Here is a 19879-nt window from a genome sequence, read left to right on the forward strand (position 1 = left end):
GCAGGGAACTGGCAAACGGCCAAACCCGTCCCTTGGCTGTTGTGCACCTGTCCTACCACAGCCCCGTTTGTTGCCCGTCAAGAGGGTAATGAATGTACTGCCACCATGGAACGTGCGACTACTATTACTAGTACTTGGTCACCTTGACCTGAAACCCGGTGTGCGCTGATTGCGGTCGTGTGGCTGCGCGTGCCTCCGGCAAAAAGGTCGTTTATCTACCCATAGGGGTTTTTGTGTCTACACCAGATGTAAGCAACGAAGCCGGTTCGTCCGCGAACAGCGTCACGGGCAGCAGCCGCGTAAAGCGGGGCATGGCGGAGATGCTCAAGGGCGGCGTCATTATGGACGTCGTTAACGTCGAGCAGGCCCGCATCGCCGAGGATGCCGGTGCTGTGGCTGTCATGGCGCTCGAGCGCGTTCCGGCCGATATCCGTGCCCAGGGCGGCGTGTCCCGCATGTCCGATCCCGACATGATCGATGCGATCATCGCGGCCGTGTCCATCCCGGTGATGGCCAAGGCCCGGATCGGCCACTTCGTCGAAGCCCAGGTCCTGCAGTCCCTCGGTGTTGACTACATCGACGAGTCCGAGGTCCTGACCCCGGCCGACTACATCAACCACATCGACAAGTGGAACTTCACCGTTCCCTTCGTCTGCGGTGCCACGAACCTTGGTGAGGCGCTGCGCCGCATCAACGAGGGCGCGGCGATGATCCGTTCCAAGGGCGAGGCCGGCACCGGCGATGTTTCCAACGCCACCGGGCACATGCGCAAGATCCGCTCGGAAATCGCCAAGCTCGCAGCCCTCCCCGAGGACGAGCTGTACGTTGCGGCCAAGGAACTGCAGGCCCCGTACGAACTGGTCAAGGAAGTTGCCGCTACCGGCAAGCTCCCCGTCGTGCTGTTCACCGCCGGCGGTATTGCGACTCCGGCTGACGCTGCGATGATGATGCAGCTCGGCGCCGATGGTGTGTTCGTTGGTTCGGGTATCTTCAAGTCCGGCAACCCGGCAGAGCGCGCCGCCGCCGTCGTGAAGGCCACCACGTTCCATGATGATCCCGATGTCATCGCCAAGGTCTCCCGCGGCCTCGGCGAAGCCATGGTGGGCATCAACGTTGACGAGATTCCCCAGCCCCACCGCCTCGCAGAGCGCGGCTGGTAGGTCTCACTTGCGCCCGGTGGGCGCTGATCCTCTGTGTGCTATCCCCGCTCTCGCTGCCGCAAGTTTGTAGGTGGCCGGGGCGGGGGCCCTTTTACGCACACTGCCGGATCAGCGCCCACCGTTCCGTTTTTTAGCTGTATGGGTTAGTTCAGTCCCCGGCGCTTAAGAAGGGGTTCCAGCTTGGCGTCCCTGCCCCGGAAGGCTTGGAAGGATTCCAAGGGATCGCGGCTGTTGCCGCGTGAGAGCAGCTCGGCGCGGAATCGCTCTCCGTTGGAACGGGTCAGTCCGCCGTTCTCCTTGAACCACTCCACGGTATCGGCATCAAGTACCTCGCTCCAGATGTAGGAGTAATAGCCTGCCGCGTATCCAGCGCCGGCAAAGATGTGCTGGAAGTAGCCCGTCCTGTATCGCGGCGGAATGAGCGGGTGCGCAATACCGGCGTCGGCAAGGGCTTTGGCCTCGAAGTCGATAACGTGATCGGGCACATCGGATTCCGAAAGGACGTGCCATGCAAGGTCCAGGAGCGCAGCCCCAAGATACTCGGTGGTGGCGAAGCCTTCGCCCCACAGCAGTGAATCATTGAGCTTGTCCACGGTGGCTTGGGGCAGGGGTTCGCCCGTGGAGTAGTGGCGGGCATAGTTGGCCAGGATTTCCGGCCACATGATCCACATCTCGTTGACCTGCGAAGGGTATTCCACAAAGTCACGCGGAACAGAGGTTCCAGAGAAGCGTGGGTACGTGACGTTCGAGAACAGGCCGTGCAGTGCATGTCCGAACTCGTGAAAAACAGTGCGGACCTCGTCCAGGGAAAGCAATGTGGGTTCGCCGGGAGCCGGCTTGGTGATGTTGAGGTTGTTGATCACCACGGGGCGTGTTTCCAGCAGGCCGGACTGTTCCACCAAGGAATTCATCCAGGCCCCACCACGCTTTGAAGCACGGGTGTAGTAATCCCCCAGGAACAACCCGATTCCTTGGCCATCCTCGTCGCGCACCTCCCAGACGCGCACGTCAGGGTGGTATCCAGCAAGGTCGGACCGCTCGTGGAAGGTGACGCCGTACAACTGGGTTGCAGCATGGAAAACGCCGTCTGCGAGCACCGTGTCCAAGCTGAAATACGGACGCAGCGCTTGCTCGTCAACCTCGTACTTCTCCTTGCGGACCCGTGCAGAGTAGAAAGCCCAATCCCACGGCTCCAGGTCATGTCCGGCGGATGCCGCCAACGCCTCAGCCTCGGATTGGGCGTTCCGCACTGCGGCGGGAGCCAGTCGTCCAAGCATGGCCTTGACCTCCCCGAAGTCCGGTGCGGTCTGTTGGTCCACCACCAGTTCTGCATAGTTGGCAAAGCCCAGGAGCCGGGCCTTCTCCGCCCGCAACCGGACAGTAGCTCTTACGAGGTCCCGCACATCCAAGGTCCCGCCGCTGGTGCCACGTGCGAGGGATGCCTCATACAAACGACGCCGGATGCCTCGGTTTTCCAGCGACGCTATGGCCGGCTGGTTGCTGGGTTGGATCAGGGTCAGCAAGTACTTGCCGTCGTGTCCGGCTGCTTTGGCTGCCTCGGCGGCCCCCGCAACATCCTCAGCAGGTAAACCGGCCAGGTCTGCGGCGTCGTCGAGGAGGAGAGCTGCCGACTTCATGCCTTCCTTGACACGCTGGCCGAATTCGGTGCCCAAGCGCGAGAGTTCTGCATTGACATCCCGCAAGCGTTGTTGTCCAACGGCATCGAGTTGGATACCGGACTGGCGGAATTCCTTCAGGTATTCCTCCACCAGACGCGAGGATTCCGGGTCAAGATCCGAGACGTCGATCGCGGCGAAGCGTTCATACAGGGCGCGATTCATGTACACCGCGTCCTGGTGCGCTGAAAACTTGGGCGACAATTCCGTTTCGAGCGCCTTGATTTCCTCTGATGCATCCGCCGAAACCAGAGTGAAGAATGCTGCACCCGCCCTTTGCAGAAGGCGGCCGGATTGTTCCATGGCCAGGGCCGTGTTCTGGAAGGTCACCGGATCGGAGGTGTTGGTGATGGCATCGATTTCCCGCAAGTGCACGGTCAGTCCGGCATCAATAGCTTCGGCGTAGTGCCCGGGGTTCATGCCGGCGAAGGGCGGAAGGCCATACGGCAGGGGGCTGGGGCTCAGCAGGGGATTGGTCATGAAGTGACTCTTTCACGTAAGAATCCGGTCCTCAAGGGCGGCACGCCCGGGTGGAACGGGTCTTCAGCCGTAGGATGAAAGCCATGGGGAATATCACATCCGCTGCCCGACGCGTCCGTCTTTCACGGCCACTGTTTGCCATGGTGACAGCGGCGGCTGCGTTTTCGTTGGGGGCCTGTGGGGTCATTGCCGAATCCGATGACCAGAACCGCAGCGCTGCGGCCTCGGCTCCGGCTTCCGAGTCGCCAACACCGACGCGTACCCCCGCGCCGAACCCTACGCCCGGCAAGGGGCCGGCCTGCCCCGAGCTTCGATGCACCTCCATCACCGTAACCGGTGACATGCTGGTCCACACCCAGCTATGGCAACAGGCAAGGGCCGACGCCGCGGCAGCCGGCCTTCCGGGATACACGTTCGTCCCACTCCTCGAAGGCCAGCGGCGCTATATCCGGAACAGCGATCTCGCCATCTGCCACCAGGAAACACCCGTGGCGACGCCCGAGGGGCCTTTCTCGGCCTATCCGTCCTTCAACGTTCCGCCGCAGATCATTACGGCTTCCAAGGACGTCGGCTATCAGGCGTGCACCACGGCCAGCAACCACACCATCGACCGGGGGACTGAGGGCCTTCTACGGACACTTGATGCCCTGGACGCGGCCGGGCTTAAGCACACCGGCTCCTACCGGACCGAGGCCGCTTCCAAGGAAATCCTCATGCTGGAATCGGATGCGGCCAAGGTAGCTCTCATCATCGGGACATACGGCCACAACGGTCAAATCCCTGAGTACCCCTGGCTGGTGGACGAGCTTGATCCTGCTGTCATGATTGCCAAGGCAACGCAGGCCAGGGCCCTCGGAGCGGACATCGTCCTGGGAGTGATGCATGCAGGGGATGAGTACGCCAGCGAAGCCAACGTCCAGCAGCAGGACGTTGCGCACGCCCTGGTGGACAGCGGCCAGTTCACCATGATTTATGGACACCACACGCATTCCGTGCTGCCGATCGAGAATTACAAGGGCACGTGGATTGTTTACGGATTGGGCAACGGTGTCACGGAGTTGTCGCCGTGGTACGTGCTCAACAATGAAGGATTGCTGGTGAGGGCCCAGTTCAGCCAGAACGCGGCAGGAGCATGGACAGCCTCGGACCTTGCCTGGGCGCCGTCGGTGATTGTCCGGGATCCCTACCGATGGTGCTCGGTGGCCAGCGATGCTCCACAGGGAGTCTGCGCATCACCGGGAGCCGACGCAGCTACCCACCAACGAACCAAAACGGTGGTCGAGTCCATGGGCGCAGCGGCTGCAGGCGCCCACGAACTGTTGATCACCAAGGAGAAATAGCGCCTATCGCGGCCGGCGCGCGGCGTGTTCGCGCGCGAGGCGGGCGTAGTCGTCGTCGGGCGTTCCCGGAACAAAGGTGCCGTACTTGCGCTCAGCTGCTGTCCGGATGAGGAAGTCGGCAATCGCCGGATTCTTCGGCAGCAACGATCCGTGGAGGTAGCTGGCCACCACATTGTTGTAGCGCGCGCCCTCGTGCCCGTCCTTGCTGTTGTTTCCCGCACCTTTGGTGACGGTTCCAAGAGGCTCGACGCCGGGACCAAGGGTGGTCTGCCCGCTGTGGTTCTCGTAACCCATGATGTCTCCGAACTCGGAGGACTTCATGATGACGTTTCCGATCAGCCGCTCATCCGTACCGTGGGTTTCGACGTCCAGGATCCCGATCCCGGGAATGACCGGCCCGGCGCTGGTCTTGAAGAACTTCCCGAAAAGCTGGTAGAGACCACAAATCACCAGCATGGGAGCCCCATCTTCGGCCATACCCCGCAGGTGGTCCGCGCGGGCTTGGAGGTCGTCCTGGATGACCAGCTGGCCACTGTCCTGACCGCCTCCACCGACCACAATATCGATGTCCTCGGGGAACTCGTCACCCACGTTGTACTCCAGCAATTCCGGAGTGTATCCGTGCCACTTGATCCTTTTTTGGAGGACAAGCGCGTTGCCCCAGTCTCCGTAGATGTTCATCTCCCGGGGGTAGAGCTGGAGGACGCGAAGGGTTCCCTTGCCGGGCTGCGGGGATTCGGGGTGTGCGGGGCCGGCCTGTGATTCCAAGGTCATGAGACCACCTCAACTATGGTGATTTTGGCTAGTTCGCGGCGGATGGCGAGCATGGAGGTGTACGTGCAGAAAATTCGTTTGGGCTTGCCTCGCGAACCGTTGATGAAGGTGCGCAAAGCGGCGGTGATGTCTGGTTCCACCACACCGAAAGGCACTTCGTCGTACTGCAACCGCAACGCCATGTCGTAAGCGCGGACTCCGGTGAGGACCTCCACGCCGTCCTCGCGCAATGATTCGAACTCCACGTCCCAGAGCCAGGACATGTCCCTGCCGTCCGCGTAGTTGTCGTTAATGGCAATCATCGTGGCGTACCCGCCGGCAGGGAAGGACTTCAGGCCGAGCCGGAATCCGCTGGGGTTCTTCACCAGGACAAGTTCCAGTGGCTGACCATCCACGGTGAGGCTTTCACCGCGACCAAAAGCGGGGGCTACTTCGCCCAGGGCTTTGACAAGCCTGGGGGTGTCGACAGGCCCGGTACCGAGGACGGCGCGTGCCAGGGACAGTGCGGCAGCTGCGTTGAAAATGTTGTAGACGCCGCGAAGCTTCATGGAGGTACTTACGGTTTCGCCGTCGAACTCAAAGTCTGCGTCCTGCGCACCTACCCGTCGGAGTACGACGTCGGCAGCCGGCAGGTCTACTGACTCACCGGTCGAGGCAGCAACGGACGTTCCGGACGGCGACGGGCCGGAGCCGGAGGTGCGCATTTCATCGTCATTCGGAAAGGTGCTGCGCAGGGATTCATCGAGTCCGAAGTAACGGATTTCCGGATGGTATGGCGCATCAACGACGTTGATGACCTCCGAAATACGGGCAACGCGGGGGTCCTCGCGGTTCAGTACCACGGTGTCCGTTGTCCTGGACGCGATGTGTTCCAAAAGTCGGGCCGTCTTATCGATTTCGCCGAAGCGGTCCAATTGGTCGCGAAGAACATTCAAAAGGAGGCTGAAGCGGGGCTGGACCTTGTTGACGAAATGCACTGCATGGGCTTCGTCAAGTTCCAGGATGGCGATGTCTGCATCAAGCCGTCCGCGCCAGTCCACCTCGCCCAGGAGGGAGGCAGCGACGCCGCGGGTGAAGTTGCTTCCGGAGCGGTTGGTGAAGACTTTCAGGCCTTGGCTTTCGAGCAGTTCCACCACCATTTTGGTGGTGGTGGTCTTGCCGTTGGTGCCGCTGACCACGGCCACGCCGTGGGGAAGTGAAGCCAGCGTTCGCTGCATGAAGCCGGGGTCGATTTTCTCGACCACCAAGCCGGGAAAAGCCGATCCTCCGCCCCGAAGCCGGGACAGTGTGCGGACCAGCTTGCCGAGGGGGACGCTGAAGGAAAGCATGCTCTGTAATATATCCCAGTCAGGGCATGGAACCTGGTTTCAGGCCAGACCCCGAAGGTCGCTGAAGACCCTGCCCCTGGCGCAGCGCACTATGATGGATCAATGACCAACCCCCTTTCCGACGCTTCATCGCGCGTGGGTTCAGGACTCAGGATCGGCGTACTGGCACTCCAGGGCGACTTCCGCGAGCATATCCACGCAGTGGAGGCCGCTGGAGCCACCGGTGTGGGCATCCGCCGGCCGTCCGAGCTGGACGATATTGACGGCCTGATCATTCCCGGCGGCGAATCCACCGCCATTGACAAATTGTCGCGCATTTTCGATCTCCGCGAGCCGATCCGGAAGCGAATAGCAGACGGACTTCCGGCCTACGGATCCTGTGCCGGAATGATCCTGCTGGCCGATGAGATCGCCGACCCCGCCAAAGATCTCAGCGGTAATCCGCAGCAGACTTTCGGGGGCCTGGACATCACCGTCCGGCGAAACGCCTTTGGGCGCCAACGCGAATCGTTCGAGACGGACCTTGATTTCAAGGGGCTCGACTTCAGCGCCGGAGAATCCGGCGTGGATCCCGTCCATGCTGTTTTCATCCGCGGGCCGTGGGTGGAACGCGTCGGCGCCGACGTCGAAATCCTGGCGCAGGTTGATCCCGAACACGCCAGCCACACGGCAGCTTTGCATGGAGTGGCTAGAATTGTTGCAGTGCGCTCCGGCCACCTGCTGGCCACCTCCTTCCATCCGGAAGTGACTGGGGAGAAGCGTGTGCATGAACTCTTTATTCGAATGATCAGAGGAGAAGCGTAAAGCATGTCAGGCCACTCCAAATGGGCGACCACCAAGCACAAAAAAGCCATCATTGACAGCCGGCGTGCAAAGTCGTTCGCAAAACTGATCAAGAACATCGAAGTAGCAGCCCGGATGGGCGGCCCGGACCTCGCCGGAAACCCCGGATTGGAACTCGCGGTCACCAAGGCCAAGAAGACTTCGGTACCCAACGACAACATCGATCGGGCCATCAAGCGTGGAGCCGGCCTCACGGGCGAGGTAGTCGACTACACCGAGATCATGTACGAAGCCCGCGGTCCGCAGGGCTCTGCATTGCTGATCGAATGTTTGACCGATAACAAGAACCGGGCGGCTTCGGAAGTCCGCCTCGCCATTTCGCGCAACGGCGGCACCATAGCCGACCCCGGATCGGTCAGCTACCTCTTTGCCCGCAAGGGTGTTGTGGTCCTGCCGAAGAACGGCCTCAGCGAAGACGACATCCTGATGGCTGTCTTGGAAGCCGGCGCCGAGGAAGTGAAGGACAGTGGCGAAAACTGGGAAATCCATTCCGAGCCCTCCGACCTCCAGGCCATCCGTGACGCACTCAAGGAGGCCGGCATCGATTACGAAACCGATGAGGCCGAGTTCGTTCCGTCAATGCAGGTGGAACTTGATGTTGATGGCGCCAAGAAGTTCATGAAGCTCGTCGATGCCCTGGAAGATCTGGACGACGTCCAGAACGTGTACAGCAACGCGGACTTCAGCGAGGAAGTGCAGGCTGCCCTCGACGCCGAGTAGGCGGGGCAGCAAACAATAGTGATAAAAAACAGGAAGGCCCGGACTTGACTCTTCGCGTATTAGGAGTCGATCCGGGCCTCACCCGTTGCGGCATAGGCGTAGTGGACATTGAGCGGAACCGCAGGGCCACCATGGTGGCTGTCGGAGTAGTAGGTACCTCTGCGGAACTGACCCTGGACAAACGCCTGCTGGTCATCGCTGAAGCGATCGATGAGTGGCTGGACCGGCACGAGCCCGACGTGGTCGCCGTCGAACGCGTTTTTTCGCAGATGAACGTCAGCACCGTGATGGGAGTCGCCCAGGCGTCCGGCGTAGTCATCGCTGCGGCGGCTCGTCGCGGCATTCCGGTTGCCCTGCATACACCCTCTGAGGTCAAAGCCGCAGTGACCGGTAGCGGCACCGCGAATAAAGACGCTGTCACAAAGCTCGTGACTAAAATACTGCGCCTGGATGCGCCGCCGAAGCCCGCAGATGCTGCGGACGCCTTGGCCCTTGCCCTGACCCATGCGTGGAGGGCGGGAAGCGGAATGGGCGCAGCTGGTGGCTCCACGGGGGCCGGTTCGCTGACTCCGGCCCAAAAGGCGTGGGCCGATGCCGAAGCAAAAGCGCGCCGCGCACGGTGATTTCCCACCGCTCTTGTTAGGGTATTCGTAGATATGTTCGGATAGTCCGCTTGGGCCGCAATCATTCAGGAGCCGGGTCTTGATCAGTTTTCTCCGTGGAACCGTAGCCCACGTGGGTTTGTCCACCGCCGTCATTGACCTCAACGGTGCGGGTATGAGCGTGTTCGCCACCCCACAGACCCTGAGCCACCTCAAGGTCGGAACAGAAGCCAAGCTTTTCACTTCCATGATCGTCCGTGAAGATTCCCTCACGCTGTTCGGTTTTGCCGATGATGACGAACGCGAAGTTTTCGACGTCCTGCTCAGCGTCAGCGGCGTGGGGCCGAGACTGGCACTGGCGGTTCTGGCCGTGCATGAACCCGAAGCCATTCGGGTAGCAGCGCACACCGGAGACGGCAAGGCTTTTACCAAAGTCCCCGGCATCGGGCCGAAGGTGGCCGGGCGGATTGTGCTCGAACTCGCTGGCAAGCTGGTTCCGCACGGCACCGGCTCAGCAACTGCTGCTGCCCAGGTTGCCACCAGCGCCGACTGGAAACCGCAGGTAGTGGCCGCGATGACAAGCCTGGGCTGGTCCGAGAAGGACGCCACCGGGAGCATCGACAAAGCCATGGCCGACTCTCCGGACCTCGTGGAGGCCGGAAATGTTGCTCAGATCCTCCGCGCCACCCTGCGGTGGCTGGGTCAGGACGGCGCCCGCGCCGGCAACCGCGTAGGCAGCCGTGGCTGAGCAGTCACTCGTCAACGGGGGAGAGGAGCCGGAAGAGCGGGTCATTGAGGCCGCACTCCGCCCAAAAAACCTGCATGATTTCGTCGGCCAGCACCGTGTCCGCAAGCAGCTGGCCCTTGTCCTCGAAGCGTCAAAAATGCGGGGCCGCAGTGCCGACCACGTGTTGATGTCCGGGCCCCCGGGCCTTGGCAAAACAACCTTGGCCATGATCATCGCGGCCGAAATGAACGCACCCTTGCGGATCAGCAGTGGTCCCGCCATCCAGCACGCAGGCGACCTCGCAGCCATTCTCTCTTCCCTGTCTGAAGGGGAGGTCCTGTTCCTGGACGAGATCCACCGGATGTCCCGGCCCGCAGAGGAAATGCTCTACATGGCCATGGAGGACTTCCGGGTAGACATTGTGGTGGGCAAGGGAGCTGGTGCTACGGCCATACCCCTGGAGCTGCCTCCGTTCACGTTGGTAGGAGCCACTACCCGTGCCGGCCTCCTGCCGGGTCCATTGCGTGACCGCTTTGGCTTTACCGGTCACCTCGAGTTCTACTCGGTTGCTGAATTGGAGCTTGTGCTTCGACGATCTGCCGGGCTGCTGGACCTTAAGGTAAATTCAGCCGGCTTTACCGAGATCGCCGGACGGTCCCGGGGTACTCCGCGAATTGCCAACCGGCTCCTTCGCCGCGTCCGTGACTGGGCTCTGGTTCACGGCATTGAGCAAATCGATGCGCGGTCGGCCTCAGCGGCCTTGGATATGTATGAAGTGGATGCGCGGGGTCTGGACCGGCTGGACCGTTCAGTGCTGGAAGCACTCATTACCAAGTTCAACGGCGGCCCTGTGGGGTTGTCCACGCTGGCAATCGCCGTGGGGGAGGAGCCTGAAACGGTGGAAACGGTGGCCGAGCCGTTCCTGGTACGTGAAGGACTTTTGGGGCGTACCCCGCGGGGCCGCATCGCCATGGCATCCGCATGGACGCACCTAGGCTATGCCGTGCCGGCCGGGGTCTTCGGCCAGGAGGCCCTGGCGCTCTTCGGCGACGATGAAAACCACGCCGAAAGCGTAGATACCATCGGTTAACACGCCGTGTTCAGCTTTTCCCTCTAGACTGGTATGACGCTCGGCACGTTCGAGTCCTTGATCCATGCACCCGCACTGCGGATGTGCCAGGGACGTTGCCGTGAACCAAAACGTAAGTACAGAACGGAACTTCCCTGTGGATCCAATGACCATATTGCTGTTCGTCATGCTTGGACTCTTTGTCTTCATGATGTTCCGCCGCAACAAGAAGACCCAGCAGCAGCAGGCTGAGATGCAGTCCAAGTTCGCTCCGGGCGTCGACGTCATGACCAGTTTTGGTCTCTTTGGCCGCATCGTCTCCATCGATGAAGCCGAGAACAAGGTCGTCATCGAACTTTCCCCGGGCAACGAGGCCACGGTTCACCGCCAGGCCGTCACCAAGGTAGTCGAAGCGCCCGCTGAAGAAGCCCCGGTTGTCCCGGACGACGCTTCTTCCCTGACTACCGCAGATACTGAAGCTCCTGCCGTAGTGGAGACGCCCGAAGAAACCATTGCGCGCCTCAACAAAGAGGACAAGAAGGACAACTAGGATCGTCAGGCGCGGCACCCCCGCGCAAGGCAACTTCTACGGCAGCTGAGAGCCGCCGGCAGACGCTTACCCGCGTTGGCCGGCGGCTGTCCGGCGATAACAGGAAGATCGATAATGGCACGGACCGGCCCCAAAAATTCAGCCCGCAGGGTGCTGACCTGGCTTGGAGCAATATTCGTTGTACTCACCGCTGTCCTGGGTGGCGGAGTCTTGACTGGCAACGCCAGCTGGGCTCCCAAGCTTGCCTTGGACCTTGAAGGCGGTACCCAGATGATCCTGGCCCCCAGGGTCGAAGGATCCAGCGAGATCAACGAAGAGCAGCTCAATCAGGCAGTTGCCATCATCCGTCAGCGTGTTGACGGCTCGGGCGTTGCTGAAGCAGAGATCAGCACCCAGTCCGGCCGCAATGTGGTGGTCAGCCTCCCGGGAACACCTTCCAAGGAAACCCGCGATCTGATCCAGGCCTCGGCCGACATGAACTTCAGGCCAGTCATTACCTATGGCGATCCCGCTGCCGTTCCCGCGGAATCACGCACCCCGGATGACCAGCTGAACAAGCCGACGGCGGAGCCGGCCAACGCGAGTGATACCAATTGGATTACCCCGGAAGTCCAGAAGGAATTTGAAGCACTCGATTGCGTCAATCCTTCGACTGAAAGGCGCGAACGCTCCGATCCGGCCAAACCTCTTGTCACCTGCGAAGCTGCTACGGCCACCACTCCGGCTATCAAGTACATCCTTGGCCCGGTAGAGGTCCGAGGCCAGGACATCAGCGATTCCACTTTCTCCCAGGTGCAGGGCGCCCAAGGGTCCGTCACCAACTCCTGGGGTGTGAACATCGTCTTCAACGGCGATGCCACAGAGAAGTTCAAGGCCGTTACGGAGCGGCTCAACCAGTACTACGTAGCGGCACAGGCCCAGGGATCGGACGATCCCAAGTCCCAGTTCGCGATCGTGCTGGACGACAAAGTCATCTCCGCGCCGCGTTCCCTGGCCGTGATTACTGACGGTCGCCCCCAGATCACCGGCAACTTCACGCAGGCTACTGCCAAGGCATTGTCCGATCAGCTCCGTTACGGTGCCCTGCCCATCAGCTTCGAGATCCAATCGCAGGAGCAGATCTCGGCCACCCTTGGTGGAGACCAGCTTCGCCTCGGGCTGCTGGCAGGCATGATCGGCTTGCTGCTGGTGGTTGTCTACTCACTCTTCCAATACCGGGCCCTTGGCCTTGTCACCATTGCGTCCCTGGTGGTGGCTGGTGTGCTGACGTATCTTGCCATTGCGATCCTTGGGTGGACCGAGAACTATCGGCTCTCCCTTGCCGGTGTGGCTGGCTTGATCGTGGCCATCGGACAGACCGCGGACTCCTTCATCGTCTACTTCGAGCGCATCCGTGATGAGTTGCGCGACGGACGTGGGCTGGTATCCGCCGTCGAAAACGGCTGGAAGCGCGCCAAGCGCACCGTACTGGCCTCCAAGGCCGTCAACCTCCTCGCCGCCTTGGTCCTGTACTTCGTGGCCGTCGGCAACGTCCGCGGCTTCGCCTTCACCTTGGGCCTGACAGCACTGGCCGACCTCCTGGTCGTGTTTATGTTCACGCATCCCATGCTGCAGGTTCTGGCGCGCACCAAGTTCTTCGGCGAAGGGCACCGTTTCTCCGGCCTTTCCCCGGACCGTCTTGGCGCAGTTCCCCTGTACCGTGGCGCCGGCCGGCTCCGCACCCCTGATGAAAAACCATCGCCGGTGCGTGCGCGCAACACTGGAGCCGTTGCCGAGGCTGAACGCCGCATGACCATCGCCGAACGGCGCCTTGCCGAGAAGGGCCAGCTGACCGGCTCGTCCAAGGCAACCAAGGAGGAGAAGTAATGACTACGAGCTTCGCAACCTTCGGCCATGAGCTGTACACGGGCAAGCGCTCGTACAACTTCGTCAATTCGAAGAAGATCTGGTTCATCATCGCGGCCGTTGCAGTGGCCCTGTCAATCCTTATTCCGGTGGCCAAGGGCGGTTTTAACCTGGGCATCGAATTCCGTGGCGGCTCGGAGTTCACTGTCTCCAATGTCAGCAGCACGGACGCGAGCCTCGGCGAGAAAGCGGTCCACGACGTCGTTCCCGGCGCCATTCCGCGCGTCGCGAACGTTGCCGGCGACACCATGCGGATCCAAACGGACCAACTGACCGATGACGAGACCAACCGCATCAAGGAGGGTCTGACCAGCGCTTACGGGGTCACTGAAAATGAGGTGACGTCAAACTTCGTCGGACCCACCTGGGGGCAGGACGTCACCAGGCAGGCACTGATCGGACTGGTGGTCTTCGTTGCCTTGGCGGCTGTCCTGATGGCCTTGTACTTCCGGACCTGGAAAATGTCGTTGTCCGCCCTCGTGGGCATGCTGGTCACGATGTTCATCACGGCCGGTGTCTACGCCTTGAGTGACTTCGAAGTGACGCCGTCGGCCATCATCGGCTTCCTGACCGTCTTGAGTTACTCGCTGTACGACACCGTGGTGGTGTTCGACAAAATCCGTGAGAACACAGCGGACATTTCCACTTCCACCCGCCGCACCTTCGGCGAAGAGGTCAACCTGGCCGTCAACCAAACGCTGGTCCGCTCCATCAACACCATGATGGTTGCTGTGTTGCCGGTTGCCGCTATCCTCTTCATTGGTGCCGGGCTCCTCGGTGCGGGCACGCTGCGCGACCTTTCGCTGGCCCTGTTCGTCGGGATCCTGATCGGCACGGCAGCGACCATCTTCATCGCGGCTCCCCTCTATGCTTGGCTGCGGCAGGGTGAGCCGGACCTCGTGAAGCAGGCAAAGAAGGTAGCCCACCGCAGGGCTGAAGTCACCGTATAAGTTCCTTGCAACGCCTTGGTTACACCGAAGAGCCGGTCTCCGCACATGTGTGGAGACCGGCTCTTTGACTTGCCCGTCCGGTCGTCATGTGCTGCCCATTTGCAGAAGCATTCACCTGCGGGAATAGACTGGGAGAATTAAATCGGTTGTGAGGGGTACTTCTGTGGAAGAACGTGCGACGTCGGCACCACCGGCGGGCGGGGAAGACGGCCACAAGACTGTGGCGGTTCCGGCAACAAGCATGGCTGGACGGACTGCGGGAGCTGTTCCGGTGGATACCCCTGGCGTGCGTCCCACGTTCCCGGGACGGCGGGAGCGGACCCGTTCCCGGCTCGCCCGCCTGACCGGCAGGGGTGTGGCTCCTTACTCTCCAATCCTGGAACCGCTGCTGCGAACGGTACGGGCCAATAACCCCAAAGAAGATTTCGACCTGATCCAGCGGGCCTTCACCGTTGCAGAGCGGAGCCATCAGGGCCAGAAACGCAAGAGTGGCGACCCCTACATCACCCATCCCGTGGCGGTGGCCACCATCCTTGCCGAGCTGGGTATGACAGGCACCACGCTGGCAGCTGCATTGCTTCACGACACCGTGGAGGACACCCCGTACACACTTGCTGACCTGACACGGGACTTTGGTCCTGAGGTTGCCATGCTGGTGGACGGCGTGACCAAGCTGGACAAGGTCAGTTTCGGCGAAGCCGCCCAATCGGAGACCGTCCGCAAGATGGTCGTGGCCATGGCCAAGGACATCCGGGTCCTGATGATCAAGCTGGCCGACCGCTTGCACAACGCACGTACTTGGCGTTTTGTCTCTGCTGAGTCATCCTCCCGCAAGGCTCGCGAGACGCTGGAGATCTTCGCCCCGCTGGCTCACCGCCTGGGCATGAATACCATCAAGTGGGAGCTCGAAGACCTTTCCTTCGCTGCCCTCTATCCCAAGGTGTATGAGGAAATCGTGCGCATGGTGGGGGACCGTACACCGGAGCGCGAGAAGAGCCTCAGTGTCATTCGCAACCAGATAGCCGATGACCTCCGCACCGCCAGGATCAAGGCGACCATCACCGGTCGTCCAAAGCACTACTACTCCATTTACCAGAAGATGATCGTCCGGGATAAAGACTTCGACGACATCAACGACCTCATGGGCGTACGTGTCCTGGTGGACTCGGTCCGCGACTGTTACGCCGCACTGGGTACCTTGCATTCGCGATGGAACCCCCTGCCGGGCAGGTTCAAGGACTACATCGCCATGCCCAAGTTCAATATGTACCAATCGCTGCACACCACTGTGATTGGCCCGGGCGGCAAGCCCGTGGAGATCCAGATCCGTACCCATGAAATGCATCGCCGGGCTGAGTACGGTGTGGCAGCACACTGGAAGTACAAGGACCAGCCGAACCGTACAGCGCAAGGTCCCGGCAGCCCGCGCGACGGCGATATGGGCTGGCTGAGGTCCCTGGTGGACTGGCAGCAGGAAACGTCCGACCCCGGCGAGTTCCTGGACTCATTGCGGTATGAGATCAACGCCCGTGAAGTTTTTGTCTTCACCCCCAAGGGTGAGGTCATGGCCCTGCCCGCGGGATCGACTCCGGTCGATTTCGCCTACGCCGTGCATACCGAAGTCGGTCACAGGACTATTGGTGCCCGCGTCAACGGCAAGCTGGTCCCGCTCAACAGCGAGCTGAACCATGGCGACTGGGTGGAGATCTTCACCTCCAAGGCCGAAGGCGCCGGGCCCAGCCAGGACTGGCAGCACTTCGTCAAGTCTGCGCGGGCGCGCAACAAGATCCGGCAATGGTTCACCAAGGAACGCCGCGAAGAGGCCATCGATCGCGGCAAGGACATGCTCACACGGGCTATGCGGAAGCAGAACCTTCCCCTGCAGCGCCTGATGACGCACGACGCCTTGTCCGCGGTGGCCGAGGACTTCCACTACGTTGACATTTCCGGGCTCTACGCAGGCGTTGGTGATGGTCACACCTCTGCACAGTCGGTGATGGAAAAACTCGTTGAGCACCTGGGCGGCCACGAGACGCCGGATGAGGACCTCGATGAAGTCAGCATCCCCACACAAGTTGCGAAGTCCAAGTTCTCGGACTCCGGCGTCATCGTCCGCGGTGTTGGCGACGTCTGGGTCAAACTGGCCCGCTGTTGTACTCCTGTTCCGCCTGACCCCATTCTTGGATTCGTGACGCGTGGCTCGGGCGTTTCGGTTCACCGTACCGATTGCACCAACGTCTCAGGGCTCCGGGACCAGCCGGACAGAATCGTGGAAGTTGAATGGGCCCCTACCCAGTCGAGTGTCTTCCTGGTGGAAATCCAGGTGGAGGCATTGGACCGCAAGTCCCTGTTGTCAGATGTGACGCGGATTTTGTCCGAGAATCACGTGAACATCCTTGCTGCCTCTGTCCACACTTCGAGCGACAGGGTGGCAATCTCGAAGTTCGCTTTCGAGATGGGTGATCCCAAGTACCTGCACCACGTACTGAACGCCGTCCGGCGCATCGATGGCGTCTTTGATGTCTACCGCACCACGGGTAACAGGCGCCGCAGCTAAACGGACGAAAGTTCGGAGAGGGTGGCCAGCGCACGACGCTTGTGGGGAACACGGGGTGCTGCCTCCACAGCCAGTGTGAGGAGTCGCAGCCGGATGCCGAGGTCCTCCTTGGCAAGAAGGCGCCTCAGAGCAGGCAAAGCGCGGTCACTTTCGACGTGTAAAGCGATGTCCGCTGCGGTGCGGAGCGGACTGCTGACCAGCATTCCGCCGAGGCTTACGACGTCCATCTGTCCCAGCCGGACTTCATGAAGGCTGCAGGCTGTGCTTCCGCGCAAACTGGAAATGCGGTGCTTTGCATCCACCAGGAGCGACAAGTGCTCCGGAGGTTTGGCGCAACCGTAGATCCACGCGGCGGTAAGGCGGCCGGCAACGACTTTCGTCCGGATCCGTTCGGGGACTGAAAGGGCGGCTGCACGGGCCCGTAAACGATGGGTGACTGCGGTGCCCGGCGAGGCATAACTCTTCCCGTAGAGCGGTAGCAGGATACCGTCAAAGGCCATGCTCTGGAGTTCGTTCCAGGTAAAGATCCGGTTGGGGGAGTACAGCTCTGGGATAACCGGCTCCGATAACAGCGGAGCGGCGACAACGGGGTCCATCCACTGATCATTCCGTGCACCCGCACAAGCAGTACAGGCTCCGTTCCAGTTATGTGGATAACCGGAACGAAGCCTGCGGTACTGCAATATTCGAAAAAACGCTAGGCGAGATCGCTTGCCGAGCGCTGAATCTGGTCCAACCACGCCTGGCGGGCTTCCAGTGCCTCGCGGGCAGCCTTGATCCGGCGCTGGTCACCGGCCTTCTCGGCCTTCTCCAAATCGTCCTTCAGCCCCGCGATGGCGGCTTCGAGTTGGGAGAGCGCACTGTTGGTGCGGGCCTTGGTTTCAGGGTTGCTCCGGCGCCACTTCTCTTCTTCGGCTTCCTTGACAGCGTCTTCGACCTTGCGGAGCCCGGCTTCGATGCGTCCCATGTCCCCGCGCGGTACCTTCCCGGCATCTTCCCAGCGGTCCCTGATGGACTGCAGGGCCTTCTTGGTTGCGTTGAGATCCTTGATGGGCAGCAGTGCCTGTGCCTCGGCTACGAGCTGTTCCTTGACCACCAGGTTGGCGGTGTACTCCTGGTCGATTTGGTCGTTGGCTGCCTGACGGTTGCTGAAGAAGACATCCTGTGCGGCGCGGAAGCGGCCCCACAAAGCGTCGTCATCCTTGCGGCTTGCGCGCGGAGTGGCCTTCCACTGGTCCATCAGCCTGCGGTATTCACCGGCCGCGAATCCCCAGTCGGTGGATGATGAGAGGGCTTCTGCCTCCGCGATCAGCGCTTCCTTGGCAGACTTGGCCGCTGAGTTGTTGCTGTCCAGCTGGGAGAAGTAGGCGCGGCGGTGGCGGTCAAAGACAGTGCGCGCCGAACGGAACCGCTTCCACAGCGCGTCCTCATTGCTTCGACCCAAACGTACGCCGCTCTTCTGCGCCACTTTCCAGGTTTCAAACAACTCGTTCATGCGTGCGCTGGAGGTCTTCCACTGGATCTGCGCGGGATCCTGTCCGGCAATGGACTCTGCCTCAGCCACGATTGCTTCACGTGCAGCGAGCTCGCCGGCACGTACTGCCTCGTGTGCTGCCTTCTCTGACTTTTCCAGCTCCACGATCTGGGTGGAAAGGGCGTCCAGGCGTGCTTCGGCAGATCGAATGTCTCCCACCATGGTGCGCTCTGCAAGTTGCTCGCGAAGATGGGTGACCGTCTTTTGCATATCCGTGGCCGGAGCCTTGGATTCCACACGGTGCTCCAGGAGGACAACCTGGGCAATGATGTCATCGAACTTCCGGGCGAAGTAGCCAAGTGCTTCATCGGAGCTGACACCCGGATACTGGCCGACCGGGATTTCCTCGCCGTCCAGGGTCAGGAACACGTGGCCATCACCTTCAGCGCGGCCCCATTTGGCTGCCTCGGCAAGCGACGCGGCGGATACCGCAGGAGCGGCAGGAACGACGGCGGCAGGTGCCTTGGGGCGGGCCGCGAAGGCTGCAGGTGTGGGAGCGGCGGAGGGGGCCGGGCGGGGTGCTGCCGGCTCGGTTGCTACGGCTTCGGGCTCTGCCGTGGCCGCGGGGACCGCAACTTCCGCGGGCGCCTCTTCGTCGGCGACCGCTGGATCCTGTGCAGCTGATTGCTCCACGGAGCCTGCCTCCTCACCAGGGGTTGGTTCCTGCGCAGCTGACTGCTCCACGGAGGATTCCGCAGTTTCGGGGATGTTTGCCTCGACCGCTTCTTCTTCGTTGGCCACTACTGCTGTTTCGTCGGATTTCTGACTGTCTGTCACCGCTAAAAGTCTTTCGCTTGGAGGGACTGCTAAGGTAATGCACCCCGGGCCGGGGCCCGGGGCTGGTTACTTCAGAGAAAACGAGTCTATCGTGACAGGTGCCACAGGGGCGCCGTCGCTTGTGCTTTCGCCGCTTTTCAGGCCTGCGGCTGCGATGTTCGTGACAACATCCAACCCGCTGGTGACCTTGCCCACGATGGAGTATCCGCCTGCCGTGTCGGCCGGGATAGTGGTGTCCTTATAGACAATGAAGAACTGGCGTCCGTTGCCGTAGGCGTCGTTGCCGGTACGGGCCACGGCGATGGTTCCGGCCGGGTACTTGTTGTCTGCCGGAGTGTTTTCGAGAGGGCCCCATTTGTAATTGGCGTCGTCTGCGCCATCTTCAGAGGCTGCCCCGCACTGCAGGACCCCGAATGTTTCGGAGGTCGTCAGGCGGTGGCAGAACTTCCCGTTGTAGTAATTGGCATCGCTCAAGGACTTGAAGACCGCTGCGGCCTGGGGGGCCGCTGTCCCGTTGAGCTCAATACCGACTACGCCGCTGTTCAGGGCCAACTCGCCGGTGAAGGTCTTGCCCGCAGCGGTATCCGGACTGGGAACGTCGGGACTGTTCGATGCCGGCGCAGACGGGGATGCAGACGGAGAGCTAAGTCCCGCTTCGGCAGCAGCAAACTCTGCCTCGGTGGGGTTGGAGCTGAAGACCGTCAGTTGAAGCACGACGGCGAGGATCACAGCCGCTGTACCCGCACCGATGGCGATGGTGTTGTCGCGTTTGCGCCGCTTGCCCTGTTCCTGCCGCAGGGCACGCTTGGCTTCCATCTGCCTGATGCGCCGTTTCGCTTCGCGGTCATCCCGCGACCTTGTTGCCAAGAGTCCTCCTGATTGTGTCC

The 19879-nt window shown here is 61.5% G+C and carries 17 protein-coding genes; 11 read left to right on the plus strand and 6 right to left on the minus strand.

Features of this window, described 5'->3' with window-relative positions; genetic code table 11:
• Positions 1–233 precede the first annotated feature (233 nt).
• Positions 234–1160, plus strand: coding sequence for a pyridoxal 5'-phosphate synthase lyase subunit PdxS (gene pdxS / locus M1D51_RS09485; protein ID WP_105693961.1), 927 nt, complete (start codon positions 234–236; stop codon positions 1158–1160).
• 143 nt (positions 1161–1303) lie between these two features.
• Here the strand turns inward: pdxS and M1D51_RS09490 are convergent, their stop codons facing one another.
• The gene (locus M1D51_RS09490; RefSeq protein WP_458109307.1) at positions 1304–3316 is read right to left on the minus strand and encodes a M3 family metallopeptidase; all 2013 of its coding nucleotides are present in this window, start codon (positions 3314–3316) and stop codon (positions 1304–1306) included.
• A 74-nt stretch (positions 3317–3390) separates the two neighbouring features.
• Here M1D51_RS09490 and M1D51_RS09495 point away from each other — a divergent pair, with 74 nt between their 5' ends.
• Positions 3391–4656 carry a CapA family protein gene (locus M1D51_RS09495; RefSeq protein ID WP_458109308.1) on the plus strand — a complete coding sequence of 422 codons (1266 nt, stop codon included), beginning with the start codon at positions 3391–3393 and terminating at the stop codon, positions 4654–4656.
• A gap of 3 nt (positions 4657–4659) precedes the next feature.
• Here M1D51_RS09495 and M1D51_RS09500 read toward each other — a convergent pair whose 3' ends face one another.
• Together M1D51_RS09500 and M1D51_RS09505 are read right to left on the minus strand one after the other, a co-directional pair.
• Entirely contained in the window at positions 4660–5430 is a 771-nt protein-coding gene (locus M1D51_RS09500) for a type 1 glutamine amidotransferase (RefSeq protein ID WP_458109309.1), read from the minus strand.
• Positions 5427–6758 carry a MurT ligase domain-containing protein gene (locus tag M1D51_RS09505; RefSeq protein ID WP_458109310.1) on the minus strand — a complete coding sequence of 444 codons (1332 nt, stop codon included), beginning with the start codon at positions 6756–6758 and terminating at the stop codon, positions 5427–5429. The genes M1D51_RS09500 and M1D51_RS09505 overlap by 4 nt, the downstream gene beginning before the upstream one ends.
• A gap of 102 nt (positions 6759–6860) precedes the next feature.
• On the opposite strand from M1D51_RS09505, the gene pdxT reads away from it, so the two are divergent.
• The 9 genes from pdxT (at position 6861) to M1D51_RS09550 (ending at position 16681) form a co-directional block, all read left to right on the plus strand.
• Entirely contained in the window at positions 6861–7562 is a 702-nt protein-coding gene (pdxT, locus tag M1D51_RS09510; RefSeq protein WP_458109311.1) for a pyridoxal 5'-phosphate synthase glutaminase subunit PdxT, read from the plus strand.
• A gap of 3 nt (positions 7563–7565) precedes the next feature.
• Positions 7566–8321 (plus strand): YebC/PmpR family DNA-binding transcriptional regulator, encoded by a 756-nt coding sequence (locus M1D51_RS09515; RefSeq protein ID WP_172324679.1) that lies wholly within the window; start codon positions 7566–7568, stop codon positions 8319–8321.
• A gap of 44 nt (positions 8322–8365) precedes the next feature.
• Positions 8366–8944 carry a crossover junction endodeoxyribonuclease RuvC gene (gene ruvC / locus M1D51_RS09520; RefSeq protein WP_458109312.1) on the plus strand — a complete coding sequence of 193 codons (579 nt, stop codon included), beginning with the start codon at positions 8366–8368 and terminating at the stop codon, positions 8942–8944.
• A gap of 79 nt (positions 8945–9023) precedes the next feature.
• Positions 9024–9671, plus strand: coding sequence for a Holliday junction branch migration protein RuvA (gene ruvA / locus M1D51_RS09525; protein ID WP_172324675.1), 648 nt, complete (start codon positions 9024–9026; stop codon positions 9669–9671).
• Complete coding sequence (ruvB, locus tag M1D51_RS09530; protein ID WP_172324673.1) at positions 9664–10740, plus strand: Holliday junction branch migration DNA helicase RuvB; 1077 nt, start codon at positions 9664–9666, stop codon at positions 10738–10740. Before ruvA ends, ruvB begins: the two co-directional genes overlap by 8 nt.
• 145 nt (positions 10741–10885) lie before the next feature.
• A complete protein-coding gene (gene yajC, locus M1D51_RS09535; protein ID WP_458109575.1) occupies positions 10886–11269 on the plus strand; it encodes a preprotein translocase subunit YajC in 384 nt (127 codons plus the stop codon).
• Positions 11270–11383: 114 nt separating this feature from the next.
• Positions 11384–13135, plus strand: a complete 1752-nt coding sequence (gene secD / locus M1D51_RS09540) for a protein translocase subunit SecD (RefSeq protein WP_458109313.1) — start codon at positions 11384–11386, stop codon at positions 13133–13135.
• The gene (gene secF / locus M1D51_RS09545) at positions 13135–14124 is read left to right on the plus strand and encodes a protein translocase subunit SecF (RefSeq protein ID WP_458109314.1); all 990 of its coding nucleotides are present in this window, start codon (positions 13135–13137) and stop codon (positions 14122–14124) included. Before secD ends, secF begins: the two co-directional genes overlap by 1 nt.
• 163 nt (positions 14125–14287) lie before the next feature.
• A complete protein-coding gene (locus M1D51_RS09550) occupies positions 14288–16681 on the plus strand; it encodes a RelA/SpoT family protein (RefSeq protein WP_458109315.1) in 2394 nt (797 codons plus the stop codon).
• On the opposite strand, the gene M1D51_RS09555 is transcribed toward M1D51_RS09550, so the two are convergent.
• The 3 genes from M1D51_RS09555 to M1D51_RS09565 form a co-directional block, all read right to left on the minus strand.
• Complete coding sequence (locus M1D51_RS09555; protein ID WP_172324875.1) at positions 16678–17277, minus strand: hypothetical protein; 600 nt, start codon at positions 17275–17277, stop codon at positions 16678–16680. The genes M1D51_RS09550 and M1D51_RS09555 overlap by 4 nt on opposite strands.
• A 101-nt stretch (positions 17278–17378) precedes the next feature.
• Complete coding sequence (locus tag M1D51_RS09560; protein ID WP_458109316.1) at positions 17379–18992, minus strand: DUF349 domain-containing protein; 1614 nt, start codon at positions 18990–18992, stop codon at positions 17379–17381.
• Positions 18993–19058: 66 nt separating this feature from the next.
• Positions 19059–19859, minus strand: a complete 801-nt coding sequence (locus M1D51_RS09565) for a peptidylprolyl isomerase (RefSeq protein WP_172324878.1) — start codon at positions 19857–19859, stop codon at positions 19059–19061.
• Positions 19860–19879 lie beyond the last annotated feature (20 nt).

The sequence above is a fragment of the Arthrobacter sp. R3-55 genome (genome assembly GCF_054161505.1).